Raw genomic sequence first — 16875 nt, 5'->3', positions numbered from 1 at the left:
CGATCCAGCCGCCTCGCACCGGAAATCATGTCCGTAACGATGTTTTCGCGGTCCGGTGATCCGATCTCGACCCCGCGGGCACTCTCGGGTCGAGGCCGTGCGCCGACTCGGTCATCATTGGACTGCCATCGAGCTGGACTGGACTACACCATGAACAAGGACGTGATCCACCACCTCCTCCTCACGATGCTGATCGCAGCGGGTTGTGGGAGCGACTTCGAAACCTTCACCGCGGAGCGCGAGCGGCTGGCGTGCGAGATCGACGAGGCCTGCGGCGCCGAGGGTCTGATGTGCGACGAGGTCTCGGGCTACGCGAAGGACGATTGCGTGCGCTACCGTCCCAGCAAGGCGGACGAGTGTCTCGAGGCGCTCGAGGCCCGGCTGGCCGAGATCGAAGCCGATGCGGCCACCTGCGATCCCGGCTGGACCTGGCCCGACGCGTGCAGCGACGCCGACGAGTGGGTCAGCCACAGACAGGGCTGCAATGCGGTCGCGGGTCGGCCCTTGCAGCACGAGGGCCAGTGGGTGCTGGCCGAGGTGACGCGAGGTCGGCACTGGTCTCGGGCCACGGCTGCGCTCGCAGCCGATCGCGACACCAACCGCCGCCATGCGGCCGCGCGCTGGCTCGAGCTCGCACGCGCCGAGCATGCGTCGGTGGCCGCGTTCTCCCGGGCGAGCCTCGAGCTGATGACCCTGGGCGCTCCGCCACACCTGCTCGAGGGCTGCCATCGCGCGGCCCTCGACGAGATCGCCCACGCACGCCTGGCCCTCGACCTCGCTCGCACGCTGGGCGACCTCGATGACGAAGAGGCGTGGGACCTGGGCCCGCTGCCCGCCGTGCCCTGGCGCTCCGTCACCCTGGAGCAGGTGGCGATCGACGCATTGCTCGAGGGCTGCCTGGGTGAGGGAGCCGCGGCCGCGGCCGCGCAGGTGGCCACCGCCAGGGCCACCGGTCGGGCGGTCGAGGTGAGCGAGACGATCGCGGAGGACGAGACCCGTCATGCCGCCCTGGCGTGGGCCACCTTGCGGTGGGCGCTGCAGCGCGATCGAGCGCTGGCCGAGCCGCTCGCCGACGCGTTCGCGCTCGCGCTCGCCGAGCGTCGGGCTCGCGTCCGGCAGACGCCCACGCCCGAGCCCGACGTCGCGATCCACGGTCTGCTCGACGCGGCCGAGCTCGCACGGATCGAGCTCGACGTGGCCGAGCGGGTGGTCGCGCCCGTACTGACCCGCCTGCTGTCACGCGCGCACGATGACCGGGAGCCCCACGCCGCGGATCCGCGCGGCGAAGCCCTCCAGCCACGCATCGGGTAGCCGCGACAGCCGCTGCGCTCCCGGCTGCTGCGGCGGCCGGGCCATGCCGTAGAGCAGCACGTCGTGGAGGGCGGTGCCCGCGGCGAGCTCCTCGGCCAGGAACGCGAGGTAGGCCGACTGCTCGGCCTCGCTCGGGGGCTCGCCATCGATGGCGATCACGCAGGTCTGGATCCGCGTGCGGCACAGGCCGGCGCAGATCCGCAGGTTCTCGCGGGCACGCTGCGGCGACCCGGCCGCATCGTTGATCGCCTTGCGCCCGGCCGCGGTGGCGCTGTCGAACTTGAACCACGCCTCGCCGCCCGCCCGGCCCAGCCGCTCCACCGCGGGCTGGACCGCCGGCCGATGCAGCTGCGACCCGTTGGTGATGAGCACCTTGTTCAGGTCGGCGAGCCCCTCGCCGTGCAGCACGTCGAGCACGCGCGCGACGATCTCGTCGAGCTGATCGCTGGTGGTGGGCTCGCCGTTGCCCGAGAACGCCACGTCGACCACGCGGCGGTAGGGCTCCTCGACGTTGCGCTCGAGCCACTCCTGGCGCTGTGCTCGCCCCAGGAACCCGCGCAGCTCGGCCTCGAGCCGATCCACGTCGATGGGCGGCGCCGCGCCGCGCACGAGCCCCGGCACCTGGCAGTACACGCAGCGCCAGTTGCAGGCGTTGTTGGGGTTCAGGTTGATCCCCACCGACACGCCCCCGGCCCGACGAGAGACCACCGGGTACACATAGGTCAGGCCCGCGGCATCGCGGTCGTGATCGGTGACGGTGAGTCGGGTCATCGCGCGGCGGGCCATCATGGCGCATGCCCAACGCCTCGGCCAGCCGCCTCGGCCAGCCGCCCCGGCCAGCCCGTCGGGTGTCCCGACCGCCGGTCAGGGCTGATCGTAGCGCACGCGTCGATCGACCGCCGGCGGCGCGGGCTCGGTCGCGGTGCCGTCGGGCCACACGATGCGCAGCGCGATCGCCTCCGCGTGCGACCCCAGACCAAAGTGGCACGCCGTATCCCCGCCCCCACCCAGCGACGGGCGCCCCGTGTGGAAGCAGGTCTGGGTGCCCGCCTCGGTGGTCAGCTCCACGATCGCCCCCACCGCCGCTCGATTGCCCCCACGCCCGCGCAGCTCCACGTCGAGCCAGTGATGTCCGGTGACGGACCGATCCATGCGGTTGTGATACACGCGCAGCGTGCCGCCCCACACGGCGGTGGCCAGCTCCCACGCCCCGTCGCCGTCGAGATCGACCAGGGCCGAGCCCTTGCCATGGGCGGGATCGTTCAGTCCCGAGGCCCAGGTGAGATCCTCGTACGTCCCGTCGCCGCGGTTGTCGAAGAAGGCATCGGGCACCGGCTGGCTGCCCTTGATGCGGCCCCCGCTGAAGTAGAGGTCGAGATCGCCGTCGTCGTCGTGGTCCCACAGGTGCGGGGCCCAGGTGATCGACGGCCGATCCCAGGGCAGCCGGCGGCGCTCGATCCCCGCGTCGAGCGAGACGTCGACGAACGTCCCGTCGCCCGCATTGAGCAGCAGCACGTTCTCCCCGATGTTGGTGAAGGCCAGGTCGACCATGCCGTCGCCATCGACGTCGCCCAGCGCCAGGCCCATGCCGTTGACGCGGGCGAGCCCCACTCCGGACTCCTCCGCCACGTTGGTGAACGTCCACCCCTGCCCCGGGCCGTCGTTGCGCCACAGGGCATTGGGCTCGCTGATCATGCCGCCCACGTCGTCGTTGATGACCACCAGATCCTGATCGCCGTCGCGCTCGACGTCGATCCACACGGCCGAGAACCCCACCGAGTCGATCACCTGGGCCGTGCCACCCCCGAGCGCCTCGGTGCGCTCGACGAACACCCCGCCGTCATTGCGATAGAGGTGATCCCGCGCCCGGATCTCGCTGCCCAGGGCGGGGAAGCAGTAGGCGTGGTTGACCACGTAGAGGTCGAGGTCGTCGTCGGCATCGTAGTCGCCGAACGCCACCCCCATGGTGCGCTGGCTCTCCACGCCCAGCCCCACCTCGAGGGTCACGTCGTCGAAGCCGGGCTGGCCCGACGGCACCAGGCGATTGCGCAGCACCACGTTGGTCCCACGGCGGCCCACGAACAGGTCGAGATCGCCGTCGCCCTCGAGGTCGACGAACGTGGCCATGGCCACCGCGGACAGCTCCACATCGTGCAGGCCCGCGGCCGCGGTCGCATCCTCGAACTCGGGCAGGCCGTCACCATCGCGGTCGCCCACGTTGCGATGCAGCACGCCGTCTCGGCCCACCTGGCCCACGTAGGCATCCACGTCGCCGTCGCCGTCGTAGTCGCCGAACGCGAGCCCGGTGTGGCTCTCGGCGCACTCGTCCGGGCTGCCGGTCACGTCGTGCACGTGGGCCAGGCCGATCGGCTCGGCCACGTCGACGAAGCGCGGCTCCACCACCGTCAGCGCGTGCTCGGCCACCGACTCGGGCTGGGCGCGGCGCCGCACGAACAGGGTGGCCGAACCCACCTCGAGGTCGTCGGGCAGCGGCACGATCGCACCGGGCAGGTCGGCCTGCAGCGGCTCCCGTGGACCGTCGAGGAGCTGGCCATCGATGTCGAGCAGCACCATGTGCATCGGCAGGTCGACCATCACGTAGAGCCGACTGCCCCGGGCCACCGCGTCGGGGGCCGCCACGATCTCGGGCGGAGGCAGGAGCGCGTCGGTGTCCTGATCGCCGCTGCCGCCGCCGAGCGCGGGTACGCCATCGCCACAGGCCAGCGCTCCCCCACCGAGCAGCACGGTGGCGAGACTCCAGCCAGCGACGTCGCGCACCATCTCGTCGATGCCCCCCGATTCCCGCGGCTAGAAGCCGAGGATCACGATCACCACGCCGGCCTCCGCCACGGCCACGTCGTCGCGACCGTTGCCGTCGAAGTCACCGGCCGCCAGCGCCTGCGCCGGGAAGCCGTGGAAGTACTGCGAGGTGCACAGCAGCAGCAACGGCACGTTCTGACCGCCGTAGCCGAAGGTCAGCGACTCGCCGGTATTCACCACCACGTCGGGGATCCCGTCGCCATCGAAGTCGCCCACGTCGGCCTGTGAGCCGTTGCCTTCGAGCGCGATGTAGTACGGCCCCACGTCACCGTTTTGCCAGGCCTCGAGCAGGACCCAGCCTTCCTTGGGCGTGACGCCCAGCACGTCATCGGCGGCCGAGGCGTCGAAGTTCGAGGACAGCAGCTTGCGTGGCCCGTGGTAGGCGCCGTTCAAGACCGAGTCGAGGGTCAGATCGCCCGAGAAGTCACCCAGGAACAGCTGCCCGGCCGCGTCGTCCTGGACCCACAGGTCGTCGTAGGCATCGGCGACGTAGCTGGTGCGGGTCAGCGACGTCACGAAGCCGTAGGTGGGCAGCGTGGCGCTGGCGACGAAGTTCCCCATGCCGCCGCCGAGCTGCACGATCGCCGCGCCATCGTTCGAAGCACCAGCCAGGTCGAGGGTGCCGTCGCCGTTCCACTGGATCGCCGCCAGATCGTACAGCACCAGGCCGAGCGGTTGATCGAGCAGCCCATAGCCGCCCGCACCGTCGCTGAGCAAGGTCAGCAGGTGCCCGTCGTCGGTGGAGGCCACCAGATCGGGATCCCCGTCGCCGTCGAAGTCGCCCGACACGATGTCGACCACCTGCGAGCCCGGGGGAACGGGCAGCGGCTGCGGGCCCGCGTCGCCGGGGCCCAGGTGCAGCTCCACCAGGCCCTCGCGCGCGACCACCAGATCGTCCATGCCGTCGGCGTTGGCGTCGACGAACGCCATCGAGACGAACTCGCCATCGCCCACCGGGAGCTCGAGCGGGAGCAGCTCGGCTTCACCATCACAGCTGGGCAGCGGTATCGCCACCTCGCAATTGCCGTAGCCGTAGTTGGTGTTGCACAGCCCCATGGGGCCGCACTCCTCGTCGGAGTAACACTCGGCGTAGTAGCACTCGCCGTAGCAGCAGTCGTCGTAGCAGCAGTACTCGTAGCAGCAGCCCCCCTCCGCGCAGTAGTAGTCGTAGGGGATGCAGACGTTGTCGATGCACTCGTAGCCGGCCGGGCAATCGCTGCCGTTGTTGCACTCGACGGTCGTGGTGGGGTCGACCTCGGTGTCACCCTCGGTGGCGTCCGCGACCGAGTCGGACTCGGTCTCCTCGTCGAGCGTGATCAGTGGTCCACAGCCAACCGCCAGCACCGAGGTCGCGGCCGCGCCCAGGGTCAGGTTCCACCAGTTCGTCTCCAACCGAGGCCAATCCATGGCCCCGAGCCTACAGCAAACCCCGCGCCAAGGGCGGCTGGGGCTCGGAGGGGGTGAATTCGGGGGATCGGAGCCCGATCGCGACACGGCTGTCGCGGGCAGCCGAACGGCGTTGGACACCGGTGTCGTGCCTACCGCTCCCATGCTCGGGATCGGGTGACTCGCCGCAAGGAGCACATTCGAGCCGAGCAACGCCCATGGCCTGTCGCGCAACAGGCGCGCGAGCACCTCCGCGTCTCCATCAGCGACCTGGCCTAGGCTGGCAACCCCTGCCGGGCGCGCTGCTGCATGGCCATGCGCTTGCGGTGCTCGGCGACCTGCGGCGCCAGCTCGCGGCTGGTGGCGTTGAGCGTCTCCATCAGCGACCTGGGCAGGCCGTGGTGCTCGTCGATGCTGGCGTAGAGCTCGTCGAACACCCTGGCCAGGTGCTCGGGCACGCCGTCGACCTCGGGGCGGTGCTGCGTACGATTGCCCGGGCGCACGGCGCCGATGGCCGCCGCCACGTCGAGGTCGGGCAGCGCGAGCCACTCGACCACCCGCGTGATCACTCCGGTGGGATCGGCCAGGAGCCCATCGTACGACTGCACGTGGATCGCATGCCGTCGCACCAGGATCTCGCGCATGAGCATGAAGCACTCGTCCCACCACTCGAGCCATGGCGGCATGCGCTCGGGCGGGGGAGCCTGCGGACCTCGCTGCTCGTCCTCGATGCGATGGAGCCGCTCGAGCGAGCGCTGGTACTCCCGCCAGTGACGCATGGTGGCGACCACCTTGCCGATGTAGGCCAGGTCGGTGCGCACCAGCCCCGGGATGAACACCTTGACCACGTGGCGCTCGACCTGGCTGGGGTGGAAGAACGCCCCCGACTGTGGGTGGGGGTTGGTGCGGTAGTAGATGCCCTCGCGCAGGACCGACTCGTAGAACCCGTCGGGGTTGGCGTCCTTGAGCGTGCGATCCCAGTTGCGGGGGAACGCCTCGCCGAACGCGGGCAGGCCGGCCGCGGTGAGGATCTGCATCCACATCGAGGTCCCCGAGCGCTTCGTTCCCGTCACGATGATCATCGCGGCCCTCGTCGCCCTCGCCGCGGACACTGTACCGTGACCGATGCGGGCCCCGCTTGTCGGCCCCTCCGATTCGTCCTAGACAGGCCCCATGGGACGAAGGATCGGCGGGTTGGTGCTGGGCATCGTGGCCGCGGGGCTGGTGGTGATGCTCGTGGAGGGACTGGGCCACGCGATGTTTCCGCCCCAGGCCGGCTTCGATCCGGCCGCACCGAACCTGGCGCTGGTGCCCGTGGGCGCCATCGCACTGGTGGCCCTCGCATGGACGCTGGGTCCGCTGGCGGGCGGGCTGGTCTGCACGCTGGTGGGCAAGCCGCCCGGCCCCGTGCCCGCGCTCGTGGTGGGGCTGTTCTTCCTGGCCGCCGACGTCGCCAACCTGGCGATGATCCCGTCGCCCGCGTGGCTGTGGGTGGTGGGCATCGCGGCGCCGCTGCCCGCGGCATGGCTGGGATTCGCGGCGGCCCGGCGCCTGCGCCACAGCCCGTCCTGACCTCACACGCGGGCGCTCGCCGTCTCGCGATGCACGATCGAAGAGACGCTCACCGCAAGATCACGAACGCACCGAACACCGCCGTCGCCAGCAGAGCCAACGCCATCGTGACCATGCCCGCGCTCGCCCACCCCCGCGGCGAAGCCTCGGTCGTCGCAGGCGGCGGCTCGACCCTCGCCGGCTCGAGACGAGCGCTCGACAGCGACACGCCCAGGAACGAGGGCCACTTCTCGGCGGCCCCCTTGGACGTGACGACGACGTTCTTGCGCGACCGCTGGTCGGCCCCATGGCGCACGCTCGAGACCAGCTGGTCGAGATCCTCGTCGTCGACCTCGAGGGGAGGCTGCACGGAGAGCACCGGCTCGAGCGGCGCCACGGGCTCCTCGTCATCGGGAGGATCGAGCGCGCGGATGTAGTCGAACCTCATCGCGATCGCATGGGTTCAGGAACCGTGCCAGCCCGTCGGCAAGCGATCTCGACGCCGCGGCGAGCCGGCGCGCCCTCGAGTACCGTGCGGCTCGTCCACAGTCGTGCCGTTTCGCTCGTCGCGAATGGCACGGTGTGCTTGTGGACCCCATGCGACGATGCAACCTTTGACGAAGCGAATGAACCGAGACGAGTTTCGAGAAGCGTTGCTCGGGGTGATGGAGCGCAAGGTCCACTGGGCGTGGTCGGCGTTCACGCGGGGCGAGGTGGCCGCCGACCGCCTGCACGTGCACCTCGAGCAGGAGTACGGCACCTACGTGCGCGACTTTGCGGTGCTGCTGGGCCGCGCCTATGTGCAGTGCCCGATCGACGAGGTGCGTCGCGATCTGGCCGAGAACCTCTACGAGGAGGAGACCGGTCGGCTCTCGCGAGGACGCCCTCACGCCGAGCTGTTCCTCGAGTACCCGCGCGGCCTGGGCATGGATCTGGCCCGCTTCGGCCGCGTGGAGCTGCTCCCGGCCGCGGCCGCCTACCGCGCTGCGCTCGACGACACCACCACCGACGCGGGCTGGGAGCTCGCCACCGCGGTCACCACGATCTTCGTCGAGGGCACCCGCTACGAGCGAGGCGAGCTCGACCCCGGCGCTCCCCGCCGCCCCGAGCCTCCGCTGGAGCAGCACCCGCTGGTCGTCCACTACGGGCTGCCGCTGTCGTCGCTGGCCCTGACCAAGGTCCATCGCATGGTCGAGGGCGATCACCGGGCCGCGGCGTGGCGGATGGTGCTCGACCACGTGCCCGACGCTCGTCGCCCGGCGGTGGTCGACGGCATGGAGATCGTCCTGGCGCGCTGGCTGGCCTACCGCGACGCGGTTGCGCGGGCGTGTGGGCTCGAGCCGAGCGCCGCGCCGACGACCGACGAGTGAGACCCGGGGTCAGGCAAAGCGCACGGCATGGATCGGAGGCAGGCGCTCCTCCGTCCCGACCCAGGTGTCGCCCCCGTCCTCGGAGGTCCAAAGCCCGCCCGAGGTCGAGCCGAACGCGAGGCGCTGGCCCGACTCGTCCACGTCGAGCGCGTGGCGAAACACCAGGTCGTAGGCGTGCCGCTGCGGCAGGCCGCGATCGAGCACGTCGAAGCTACGACCGCCGTCGCGCGTGCGCGTGACCACCACCCGGCCATCCACGGGCACCCGCAGCTGGTCGCTCTTGGCGGGCACGAACCACGCGGTCTCGGGCTCGCGCGGATGCACCGCAACCGCGAATCCGAACGTGGAGGGGCCCGCCTCCTTCACCTCGGACCACGAGCGCGCGCCGTCGGTGCTGCGCCAGATCCCGCAGTGGTGCTGGGTCCACAGCTGATCGAAATCGGCCGGACACGCGACCACGCGGTGGGGATCCTGGATCACGGGGTCGTTCGCACGATCGGGCGGCATGAAGTCGGCGCGCATGCCATCGGCACGCACGGTCCATGTCTCGCCATCATCGGTGGTCTCCCACACGCCGCCGCAGCTCACGCCCACCAGCACCCGCCGCGAGTCGCGTGGATCGACCAGCACCGAGTGGATGCCGGGCCAGTCGGCGCCGCCGCCGAACCACTTGCGACGATCGGGATGGAACCACAGCGGCTTCACCAGGCTCCACGAGGTCCCGCGATCGCGCGAGCGAAACAGGCCGCCCGGGATGGTGCCCGCCCACAGCTCGCCCGGCCGGTCGGCCCCGGCGCCTTCGAGGGCCCAGATCCGCTGCAAGGTCCACGGCACCGGACGCCCGCCCGCAGAGTCGTCCTCGTCCTCGGGCTTGGCTGGGTAGGTCGGCACGTCGATCTCCTGCCACGTCAGGCCGCGATCGTCCGAGCGCTGGAGCTTGGCGCCGAAGTGGCCGTGGTCGAGCGCCGCGTACCACGTGCCGTCGCGCGCGTCGGGCAGCGCGAGCGTGGTGTTGTCGCCGAGGAACGAGACTCGCACCACCGACCAGCCGGTCGCGGAGCGCTCGAGCACGAACAGACCCTTGCGGGTGGATGCGATGATGGTGTCGGCCATGGTCGTTCCTTCAGCCTCCCGAGAGGGCCTGCATCACGTAGAGCTCCGAGTCGGGGCGCACGGCGTCTGCCAGGCCCCGGCGATCCTGGATCTGCTCGCCGTCGACGAACACGTTCATGTGCTTGCGCAGGGCGCCGTGCTCGTCGAGCACGTAGCCGCGCAGGCGCGGGTCGTGGTCGAACGCCTCCGCCAGACACTCGGCCACCGTCGAGCCGGACACGGTCACCCGAGGCGACGAGACGTGGCGCTGGAGGTTGGCGGTGAAGCTCACCGTGGGCACGGCGGGCCGGAGCATACACCCGCGGCCGGCCGAACCGTAGTACGGCGTTCGAGGGGCGTGGTTGTGTGCAGGGCTGGCCGTACCAACCAGGCCTTGGGGTGGCCGGAGGGCGGCACACCGGCTCAGTCTAACCGTCGGCGACGAGGTCGGCGCATAGGCCGAGGTGATCCGAGACGAAGGTCAGCGGATCACCGGGCAGCGGCGTCGTGCCGACGATCTCGATCGCCTCGACCCGCCAGCGATCGCTGCGAACGAACACCCGATCGATGCGCCGGTGATCGTGCTTGCGCTTGGCCAGCCAGCGCATGCGGTTGACGGTGGTGTCGATGGTGTAGCCGGGCTCGTCGCCGCGAACCTGCGCCCAGGCGTCGGTCCAGTCGGCGAGCGCGGCGCTCTCCGGCCGGTCCGGCTCGGCCGGGAAGTTCATGTCGCCGACCAGGACGATGTCGCGCTCGGACTCGAGTCGGCTGGAGATCTGCTCCAGCTGCACGAGGCGGAACTCGGTCATCTCCGCGGTGCTCTCGAGGTGGACCGTAGCGACGATCAGCGGCGGCTCGCCGGCCAGCCACGAGGTCAGCAGCTCGCGGCCCATCATCGAGGGCAGCGGCATCCGCTCGCTCGAGCGCACGGGCACGCGCGAGAGCACGACCACGTCGTAGTCGTACAGCGCCTCGTCGCTGACCCACCAGCCGCGCGCCCGAAGCCGCTCGATCTCGGGCCCGGCGAGGTGCTCGGGCACGACCTCCTGCAGACAGACGACGTCGGGCTCGAGCCGCTCGATCTCGGCCCACAGCGCAGCCTGTCGCTCTTCTCGCCTCCACTGGCCGAACCACACGTTCCAGGTCACGAGTCGGAGGCGTCGCTCGGGCATGCGCATCCCCTTTTAGCAGGTCTATCCAGTGAGCGCCCACGGGGAGTCGATCCGAGTGATCGCCACGGCAACCCGTCCGCGCCTCTCGGCCCGCCTAGCGCGACTCGTGGAGCTTGCGCTCGAGCCGGGTGATGACGAGGTCGATCCCTCCCTCCGCGTGGAGCCGCAGGAGCTCGTAGCGGTAGTTCTTGGCCAGGCTCACGCCTTCGGTGATCAAGTCGCGCACGAGCCAGCGGCCACCGACCTCGTGCATCACGTAGTCGACCGAGACCACCTTGGTCTGCCCTTGCTCGACCCAGCGCACGCGCGTGTCGATCTTGGTGGCCTTGTCCCGCACGTGATGGGCGACGACCTCGACCGTGCCCCGCCCGCTCGTCGTGATCCGCTCGACGTAGGTGCGTCGCACGAGCGCGGTCAGCAGCGCCTGCAGCTCGTCGCAACGCGGCGCGCAGCGGGCCTCGTACTGCGCGGGACCCCCGAGCGCGGCCTGCATGATGAAGCGGTAGTCGAGCAGCCCGTCCACCAGCGCCTGCACGTCCTTGGCGGGCGCGTGCGCATCGACCAGCGCGGTGAGCTCGGCCTGGGTGCTCGTGAACGTCTCGAGCGCCCCGGGTCGCTCGGTCACCCCTGGCTCGCCCAGGCCGTGCACGACGGGAGAATGGAGCAGCACCCCGCCGAGCAACGCGGCGGCCACGATGATGTTGCGCATGGTCACGACTTCCATCATCCATCCCTACCGGTGCGCGCGGGGACCGACCGTGGGTGACGGCGATCACGACCCCGACGGCCGCGTGCGCGCTTCGGCGCAGCGATGGTCGTCATCGCCCTTCGCTCGGAGCTCCTGCGCGCGCCGACGCACGAAGCTGCTCGAGCCCACGTGCAAGAACGCGAGCCTCAGCGCGGGTTCGACAGCTCGTCGGGATGCTGCGGGATCGGCTCGCCGCCGTCGCGCTCGGCGACCGCCTGGCGAAAGCCCACCTGCTCGGCCCGCGCCTTGAAGGCCAGCCCCGGCGGGTTGTGCCGCGCCATGCCATCGAACAGCGTGGCGATCATCTGCGTGTTGGGCAGCCCGGTCGCATCGCAGGCCTGGTTGACCAGCAGCTTGTGCATGGCCAGCTGCGCCCGGGGAACCGCCGCCACGCGCCGGGCCAGGGCCGCCACCGCGTCGTCGAGCGCCTCGGCCGGCACCACCTCGTTGACCAGCCCGATGCGGTGGGCCTCGCGACCGTCGATGAGATCGCCGGTCAGCAGCAGACGCTTGGCATGCACCGGGCCCACGCGATGGATCCACATCGCGGTGGTGGGACAGCCCCACACGCGCGCGGGTGGGTAGCCGATCTTGGCGTCCTCCGCCATCACCACCAGGTCGCAGCACAGCGCGATGTCGCTGCCGCCGGCCACCGCGTGGCCGTGCACCTTGGCGATGCTGGGCTTGGGGCTGCGCCACAGCGACATGAACTGCTGCGTGAAGCGATGCATGAGCGAGAAGTCGACCATCGGCTCCCAGGGCATCGGCTGCACGCCGGCGTTGCTGCCCGGGGCCTCTGCAAACCGCATCAGATCGTAGCCGGCACAGAAGGCCCGTCCGGCGCCTTGCAGCACCACCACGTGCACGGCGTCGTCGTTGGCCGCACGCTCCACCGCGGCCTGCAGCTCACCGGGCATGTGCTCGTCGATCGCGTTGAGGCGATCGGGACGATCGAGGGTGATGGTCGCGATGCGCCCCTCGGTGGTGTAGCGAAGCGTCGACGGCTGATCGGGCGAAGCGGTCATGGCACCAACGAGGGTACCTCTGCGACCACGTGCTCCGCAGGGGTACACATCGAAGCGACGGGCAATCATCGCTACCATCATTTCAAGCCCATGGGATCGCGATCGAAGGGAGATCCCGATGATCCTGGCCCAGGTCGAAACGGTACGAATCGGGCTCGACGGAGTACGCTAGGAGGTGATCGGTAGGGCGGTATGAAAGCAGCATCGGTATCCCTTTCCCCATCGGTGCGAGGTGCCCATACGGTGGTGCTGGGTTGTGCCAAGGCTCAGCGTGGAAGCATGGCTCCGCTGGTCGAGGCACTGGCGGCCCAGGAGCACCACGTGGAGCTGATTTCCGGGCTCGACGAGTCTCGGCTGCGCTGGCGCGAGGCCGGGCAGCGCCACGGCACGCGGGCCGTCTACGTGGCGTGTGGGGGCCCGACGCTGCCCTCGTTGGAGCTCGAGGCGCTGCGGCAAGACCTGCAATCGCTCGGCATCCCGGACACCAGCGTGTGGACGGGCGTGGTCGACTGGACCAAGGTCGATCGGCTGATCCGCGACGTGGAGCACATGACCGTCGGCACTCGCGTGGTTTCCCCGCCTCCGATTCCCATGCTCCACTCCTCCTCCGTCCCGGCGATTGCGGCGATCACCGCTCCGCCCACGCAACCCCCGGGATCCGCTCGGCTCGCTCCGATGGGACCGGGCCTCCAGCGCCAGGGTCAGCCCATGCAGTCCCCGACTCGACGTGACGACTCGGTCGACCCGTTCGAGCTCCCTGGACGCTCGCGACGACGCTGGGCGCTCGCGATGGGCTCGACGGCGGCGCTGGGCCTGGGCCTGGTCGTGATGCTGGGCCTCGCCGCCGCCCGCGATGGTGAGGCCCCGCTCGTGGCCGAGGCCGCCGCCGGAGAGACGACGGAGTCCGCAGCGGCTCGACGACCCGGCAACGAGCCCTCCGCGCCGGCCGACGCCTCCGACTCCACCGCCGAAGCCGAGCCCATGCTCGAGGTCGCCGCCAGGCCCATCCTCGCCCCCGAGCCGGCCGACGACGACGATGGTCAGCTCGTGCACGAGGCGCTGATGCAGCGCAAGATCCGAGCGCTCGACATCCTGCTCGTCTCGCCCGAGGCCAGGCGCAAGGTCCGTCGCAAGTCCCGCGTGAACCTGATGAGCTGGGCCGACGCCCAGGCCCACTGCGAGGCGCTCGACATCGATGGCGTCAAGGGCTGGCGCCTGCCCACCGCGGGCGAGTTCCGCACCCTCAGCGGCAGCAACATGCTCGAGCGTCGCAGCTACTGGTCGGCCACCGAGGCCGATGCGTTCGGCTCGGACCGCGTGGTGTGGAACAACCTGAAGAAGGCGATGGCCCCGGCCCCCGGCGAGTGGAAGGGCGGCCGGGTGCTGTGCGTGCGGCTCCAGCACCCCGAGCATGCTTCACCGGCATAGCCGGCTGGGCTCACTGCGGTGGGAACGGCTCGTAGGTGCCCGGCGGATGACTCTGGTCGGGGGTCACCGCGCGCAGGCTGCCGTTCTTGTTGTTGGCTCGGGTGAACCAGATCGTCTCGAACGCCACCGCGGTACCGTAGTTGCCCGCGTTGACGTTGAGATCGTGCAGGCCGTTGTCCACGAACCCACCGCCCGGAAGCTCGAGGGTCACGAATGCGTGCGCGTTGTCGTAGCTGATCACGATGAGGAACCCTTCGTCGTTGACCGTGACGTCCGTCGGGTAGGTCACCAGCTCGGCGGGGGTATCCTCGAGCGCCACGCCCGTGATCTCGCCGTCGTCGTGGGCTCCATCGAACCGCACGATGCGTGCGTTCTGGGCGTCGGCGACGTAGAGGTTGCCCTCGTGGAAGGCACAGCCTCGCGCGCCGCCCTGGGGTAGCTCGCTCGAGGTGGTGATCCCGTTGCCCGGGGAGCCGGGGCTGCCCGGGGTTCCCCGGGCCAGCCCGGTGCCCACGCGCGTCACCACCGGGTTGGCGCCCGCAGTGTCGTCGGCATCGATGCGCCAGGCCGTGCCGTCGCCGAGGTTGATCACGAACACGAACGAGTCGACGAGCGCTCCGTTGCCATCGTCGGTGGCGCCGCCGAAGCAGATCCCGCCCGGGTTGGCGAACGCCATCGCATCGACCCCGCCGTCGATGACCTGCACCAGCGCGCCGTCGGGATCGAGGATCGCGATCCCGCCGTTGCCATCGACCCCGCCTTGCTCGAACGTGGCCCATACGAAGCGATCGGGGGTGATCGCGACCGCAGTGGCCCCCATCAAGCCCTCGGCCGTGCCATCGAGCAACGGCGTGGCGGCACCACCGCTGCCGCCCGTGGGGTCGCCCGCGAGCATCAGCTCCGACGTGCCGTAGTTGGCGACCACGATCACCCCGGGCGCGATGAGATCGTCGTAGGCGGGATCGTCCTCTCCCTCGGTCTCTTGATCCTCCAGCGCCTTGCCCGGAGCGATCGCGATGTCGAAGGGGAAGTTGAAGCCGGTCACCACGTCGTCGAACAGGCCCTCGAACAACCCGACGACGGACGTGCCATCGGTGTCGGTACCACCGCCGTCGTCTGGGCCTCCGCAGGAGAGGGACAGGAGCAGCAAGGGGAGTCCAACGCGCGCTGGGCGGGTCATCGAGGGCTTGGACCGCGCCGGCGGCATGGATTCCAACCCGTGCGCTCGCGAGCAGGGTGTGTTCGCTCGACACGGATGGACCTCGCAGCCGCCACGCTCGGACCGCGAAGCGGCTGGATCGATCGTTGCAGCTCCGGTCGCACATGCATCGGACGATCGGGATCCTCGCCCTCATGGGCTTCGCACTCGCCGCGTGTGGAGAGCAACCCCCCCCGGCGGTCGAGCCGGCAGGTGAGCCGGAGACCACCAAGACCAAGGTGCTCGAGACCGGCGCCAGGGTGCTGCAGCGAGCGGGGCCTGCGGCGACCCTCGACCTCCACCTCGTGGGCTATCATCCGCTGTTCGACGATCCCCACGACCAACTGGAGGCCCACCACTACTGCAAGCAGGTCAACGAGGACTTCGCCCAGTGTGCGCTATGGGACTCCAACCGCGAGGACGCCAACCTGAACGGCATCGAGTACATCATCTCGCAGCGGCTCTTCGACGGCCTTCCCCCCGAAGAGCAGCAGTACTGGCACCCGCACGACTACGAGATCCTCTCGGGGCAGCTGGTCGCGCCCGGGCTGCCCGAGCTGGCCGAGCTCGCGCTCATGAAGGGCAAGATGAACAGCTACGGCAAGACGTGGCATCTGTGGAACACGGGCGCCGACCCCGATGCGCTGCCGATGGGTCCGCCGCGGCTGGCGTGGTCGTTCAATGCCGACGGCGAGATCGACCCCGCGCTGCTCGAGCAGCGCGACCGCGTGCTGAAGCTGGACACCGACCAGATCCGACACGCACGACAGGCACTGGTGCCGCTGGCCGAGCCGCAGCGCGGCGTGGATGCCCTCGCGGACGCGTTCCCCCAGCGCAGCAAGCCGGCGGGAGTCATGAGCGCCAAGTGAGCCGAGCGAGCGGTGAGCTGGTACCGAGGTACGCAGCGCGTCTTTGCTCCACGCGAAATGTTTCCCCCGTCGCGCGCGTGGTCTAAGGTCGCGTCGATGTCCCGATCGCAGCTCACCGATCGCCGTACCTTCGTGCTGGGTCTCTCCGCCGGGCTGGCGCTGCCGTTCGTGCCGCGACGCGCCGGGGCGAGCACCGAGGACCTCCGCGTGCTGATCGTGGGTGGCAGCGCGATGGTGGGAGCGCTGGGCAAGGAGCTGAGCGACGGGCTGCAGGCCGCGGGCCACGTCACCGAGCGCAAGTCCAAGAGCGCCTCGGGGCTGGCCCGGCCCGACTTCTACGACTGGCCGAAGGTCGCGGCCGAGGCTCACGCCGAGTTTCGGCCGCACGCCACGATCGTGATGTTCGGGGGCAACGACGGTCAGGGCCTGCGCATGCCCCCCGAGTCCGACGTGGAGTGGATCCGCTGGACCAACGAGGCGTGGAGCGAGGAGTACGGCCGTCGCGTCGACGCCTTCGCCGACGCCGTGATGCCCGACGGCGAGCAGCTGTTCTGGATGGGCATGCCCGCCATGCGGCAGAGCAAGCTCGACCTTCGCATGCAGCGGATGAACGCGATCTTCGAGGAGCGCATGGCGGCACGCGCCAACGGATGGTTCATCGAGACGCGCTCGGCGCTCTCGGACGACCGCGGCAACTACGTCGACGAGATGAAGGTCGACGGCCGGCTGGTGCGGGTGCGCTCGCCCGACGGGATCCACTACAGCCGCAGCGGAGCCAAGGTGCTCGCGCGGCACGTGGTGCCGCAGGTGGTCGAGCGCCTCGGCGCCACGGAGTGACGGCGCCGGCCCGAGCGGCCGATTGTCAACTCTGATTCATCATTGAACGGAATCCAATCCCATTGTTC

General features: G+C 70.3%; 17 protein-coding genes. 6 read left to right on the top strand and 11 right to left on the bottom strand.

The features are described from left to right. Window positions 1–150 precede the first annotated feature (150 nt). On the top strand, window positions 151–1311 hold the full coding sequence (locus tag OEB96_RS13130) for a hypothetical protein (protein WP_266215948.1): 1161 nt from the start codon (window positions 151–153) through the stop codon (window positions 1309–1311). On the opposite strand, the gene OEB96_RS13125 is transcribed toward OEB96_RS13130, so the two are convergent. The 4 genes from OEB96_RS13125 to OEB96_RS13110 form a co-directional block, all read right to left on the bottom strand. After that, window positions 1237–2082, bottom strand: a complete 846-nt coding sequence (locus OEB96_RS13125; RefSeq protein WP_266215947.1) for a radical SAM protein — start codon at window positions 2080–2082, stop codon at window positions 1237–1239. The two genes, OEB96_RS13130 and OEB96_RS13125, sit on opposite strands and share 75 nt — an antisense overlap. Before the next feature lie 93 nt (window positions 2083–2175). Continuing rightward, window positions 2176–4092, bottom strand: a complete 1917-nt coding sequence (locus OEB96_RS13120; RefSeq protein ID WP_266215946.1) for a CRTAC1 family protein — start codon at window positions 4090–4092, stop codon at window positions 2176–2178. A gap of 27 nt (window positions 4093–4119) precedes the next feature. Further along, window positions 4120–5538, bottom strand: a complete 1419-nt coding sequence (locus OEB96_RS13115) for an FG-GAP repeat domain-containing protein (protein WP_266215944.1) — start codon at window positions 5536–5538, stop codon at window positions 4120–4122. 254 nt (window positions 5539–5792) lie between these two features. Further along, entirely contained in the window at window positions 5793–6590 is a 798-nt protein-coding gene (locus tag OEB96_RS13110) for a hypothetical protein (protein WP_266215942.1), read from the bottom strand. 100 nt (window positions 6591–6690) lie between these two features. On the opposite strand from OEB96_RS13110, the gene OEB96_RS13105 reads away from it, so the two are divergent. Then, complete coding sequence (locus OEB96_RS13105) at window positions 6691–7089, top strand: hypothetical protein (protein WP_266215941.1); 399 nt, start codon at window positions 6691–6693, stop codon at window positions 7087–7089. A gap of 49 nt (window positions 7090–7138) precedes the next feature. On the opposite strand, the gene OEB96_RS13100 is transcribed toward OEB96_RS13105, so the two are convergent. Beyond that, on the bottom strand, window positions 7139–7516 hold the full coding sequence (locus tag OEB96_RS13100) for a hypothetical protein (protein WP_266215940.1): 378 nt from the start codon (window positions 7514–7516) through the stop codon (window positions 7139–7141). Between the two features lie 178 nt (window positions 7517–7694). Here OEB96_RS13100 and OEB96_RS13095 point away from each other — a divergent pair, with 178 nt between their 5' ends. After that, window positions 7695–8438 carry an iron-containing redox enzyme family protein gene (locus OEB96_RS13095; RefSeq protein ID WP_266215939.1) on the top strand — a complete coding sequence of 248 codons (744 nt, stop codon included), beginning with the start codon at window positions 7695–7697 and terminating at the stop codon, window positions 8436–8438. 9 nt (window positions 8439–8447) lie between these two features. Here OEB96_RS13095 and OEB96_RS13090 read toward each other — a convergent pair whose 3' ends face one another. The 5 genes from OEB96_RS13090 to OEB96_RS13070 form a co-directional block, all read right to left on the bottom strand. Then, on the bottom strand, window positions 8448–9551 hold the full coding sequence (locus tag OEB96_RS13090; RefSeq protein ID WP_266215937.1) for a WD40/YVTN/BNR-like repeat-containing protein: 1104 nt from the start codon (window positions 9549–9551) through the stop codon (window positions 8448–8450). 10 nt (window positions 9552–9561) lie between these two features. Continuing rightward, window positions 9562–9831 carry a MoaD/ThiS family protein gene (locus tag OEB96_RS13085; RefSeq protein WP_266215936.1) on the bottom strand — a complete coding sequence of 90 codons (270 nt, stop codon included), beginning with the start codon at window positions 9829–9831 and terminating at the stop codon, window positions 9562–9564. Window positions 9832–9958: 127 nt separating this feature from the next. Further along, complete coding sequence (locus OEB96_RS13080) at window positions 9959–10702, bottom strand: endonuclease/exonuclease/phosphatase family protein (protein WP_266215935.1); 744 nt, start codon at window positions 10700–10702, stop codon at window positions 9959–9961. A 94-nt stretch (window positions 10703–10796) separates the two neighbouring features. Further along, on the bottom strand, window positions 10797–11411 hold the full coding sequence (locus OEB96_RS13075) for a Tgt2/MlaC family protein (RefSeq protein ID WP_266216067.1): 615 nt from the start codon (window positions 11409–11411) through the stop codon (window positions 10797–10799). Window positions 11412–11596: 185 nt separating this feature from the next. After that, a complete protein-coding gene (locus OEB96_RS13070; RefSeq protein ID WP_266215934.1) occupies window positions 11597–12475 on the bottom strand; it encodes a crotonase/enoyl-CoA hydratase family protein in 879 nt (292 codons plus the stop codon). A gap of 279 nt (window positions 12476–12754) precedes the next feature. Between OEB96_RS13070 and OEB96_RS13065 the strand changes: the two genes are divergently transcribed. After that, window positions 12755–13903, top strand: a complete 1149-nt coding sequence (locus OEB96_RS13065; RefSeq protein ID WP_266215933.1) for a hypothetical protein — start codon at window positions 12755–12757, stop codon at window positions 13901–13903. Between the two features lie 10 nt (window positions 13904–13913). On the opposite strand, the gene OEB96_RS13060 is transcribed toward OEB96_RS13065, so the two are convergent. Next, window positions 13914–15053 carry an NHL repeat-containing protein gene (locus OEB96_RS13060; RefSeq protein ID WP_266215932.1) on the bottom strand — a complete coding sequence of 380 codons (1140 nt, stop codon included), beginning with the start codon at window positions 15051–15053 and terminating at the stop codon, window positions 13914–13916. 203 nt (window positions 15054–15256) lie between these two features. On the opposite strand from OEB96_RS13060, the gene OEB96_RS13055 reads away from it, so the two are divergent. Both OEB96_RS13055 and OEB96_RS13050 read left to right on the top strand, forming a co-directional pair. Further along, the gene (locus OEB96_RS13055; protein ID WP_266215930.1) at window positions 15257–15970 is read left to right on the top strand and encodes an OBAP family protein; all 714 of its coding nucleotides are present in this window, start codon (window positions 15257–15259) and stop codon (window positions 15968–15970) included. A gap of 96 nt (window positions 15971–16066) precedes the next feature. Continuing rightward, the gene (locus OEB96_RS13050; protein ID WP_266215929.1) at window positions 16067–16807 is read left to right on the top strand and encodes an SGNH/GDSL hydrolase family protein; all 741 of its coding nucleotides are present in this window, start codon (window positions 16067–16069) and stop codon (window positions 16805–16807) included. Window positions 16808–16875 lie beyond the last annotated feature (68 nt).

This window comes from Paraliomyxa miuraensis, assembly GCF_026337845.1.
In the GTDB taxonomy this organism is placed as follows: Bacteria; Myxococcota_A; Polyangia; order Nannocystales; family Nannocystaceae; genus Paraliomyxa; species Paraliomyxa miuraensis.
Note: the sequence above shows the minus strand (reverse complement) of the source record. Positions and strands in the feature narration are given on the sequence as shown.

Excerpts from the sequence above, each read along its gene's own strand:
- OEB96_RS13130 (WP_266215948.1), top strand. The coding sequence starts at position 151 with ATGAACAAGGACGTGATCCACCACCTCCTCCTCACGATGCTGATCGCA.
- OEB96_RS13125 (WP_266215947.1), bottom strand. The coding sequence starts at position 2,082 with ATGACCCGACTCACCGTCACCGATCACGACCGCGATGCCGCGGGCCTG.
- OEB96_RS13120 (WP_266215946.1), bottom strand. The coding sequence starts at position 4,092 with ATGGTGCGCGACGTCGCTGGCTGGAGTCTCGCCACCGTGCTGCTCGGT.
- OEB96_RS13115 (WP_266215944.1), bottom strand. The coding sequence starts at position 5,538 with ATGGATTGGCCTCGGTTGGAGACGAACTGGTGGAACCTGACCCTGGGC.
- OEB96_RS13105 (WP_266215941.1), top strand. The coding sequence starts at position 6,691 with ATGGGACGAAGGATCGGCGGGTTGGTGCTGGGCATCGTGGCCGCGGGG.
- OEB96_RS13100 (WP_266215940.1), bottom strand. The coding sequence starts at position 7,516 with ATGAGGTTCGACTACATCCGCGCGCTCGATCCTCCCGATGACGAGGAG.
- OEB96_RS13095 (WP_266215939.1), top strand. The coding sequence starts at position 7,695 with ATGAACCGAGACGAGTTTCGAGAAGCGTTGCTCGGGGTGATGGAGCGC.
- OEB96_RS13090 (WP_266215937.1), bottom strand. The coding sequence starts at position 9,551 with ATGGCCGACACCATCATCGCATCCACCCGCAAGGGTCTGTTCGTGCTC.
- OEB96_RS13080 (WP_266215935.1), bottom strand. The coding sequence starts at position 10,702 with ATGCCCGAGCGACGCCTCCGACTCGTGACCTGGAACGTGTGGTTCGGC.
- OEB96_RS13075 (WP_266216067.1), bottom strand. The coding sequence starts at position 11,411 with ATGCGCAACATCATCGTGGCCGCCGCGTTGCTCGGCGGGGTGCTGCTC.
- OEB96_RS13070 (WP_266215934.1), bottom strand. The coding sequence starts at position 12,475 with ATGACCGCTTCGCCCGATCAGCCGTCGACGCTTCGCTACACCACCGAG.
- OEB96_RS13065 (WP_266215933.1), top strand. The coding sequence starts at position 12,755 with ATGGCTCCGCTGGTCGAGGCACTGGCGGCCCAGGAGCACCACGTGGAG.
- OEB96_RS13055 (WP_266215930.1), top strand. The coding sequence starts at position 15,257 with ATGGGCTTCGCACTCGCCGCGTGTGGAGAGCAACCCCCCCCGGCGGTC.
- OEB96_RS13050 (WP_266215929.1), top strand. The coding sequence starts at position 16,067 with ATGTCCCGATCGCAGCTCACCGATCGCCGTACCTTCGTGCTGGGTCTC.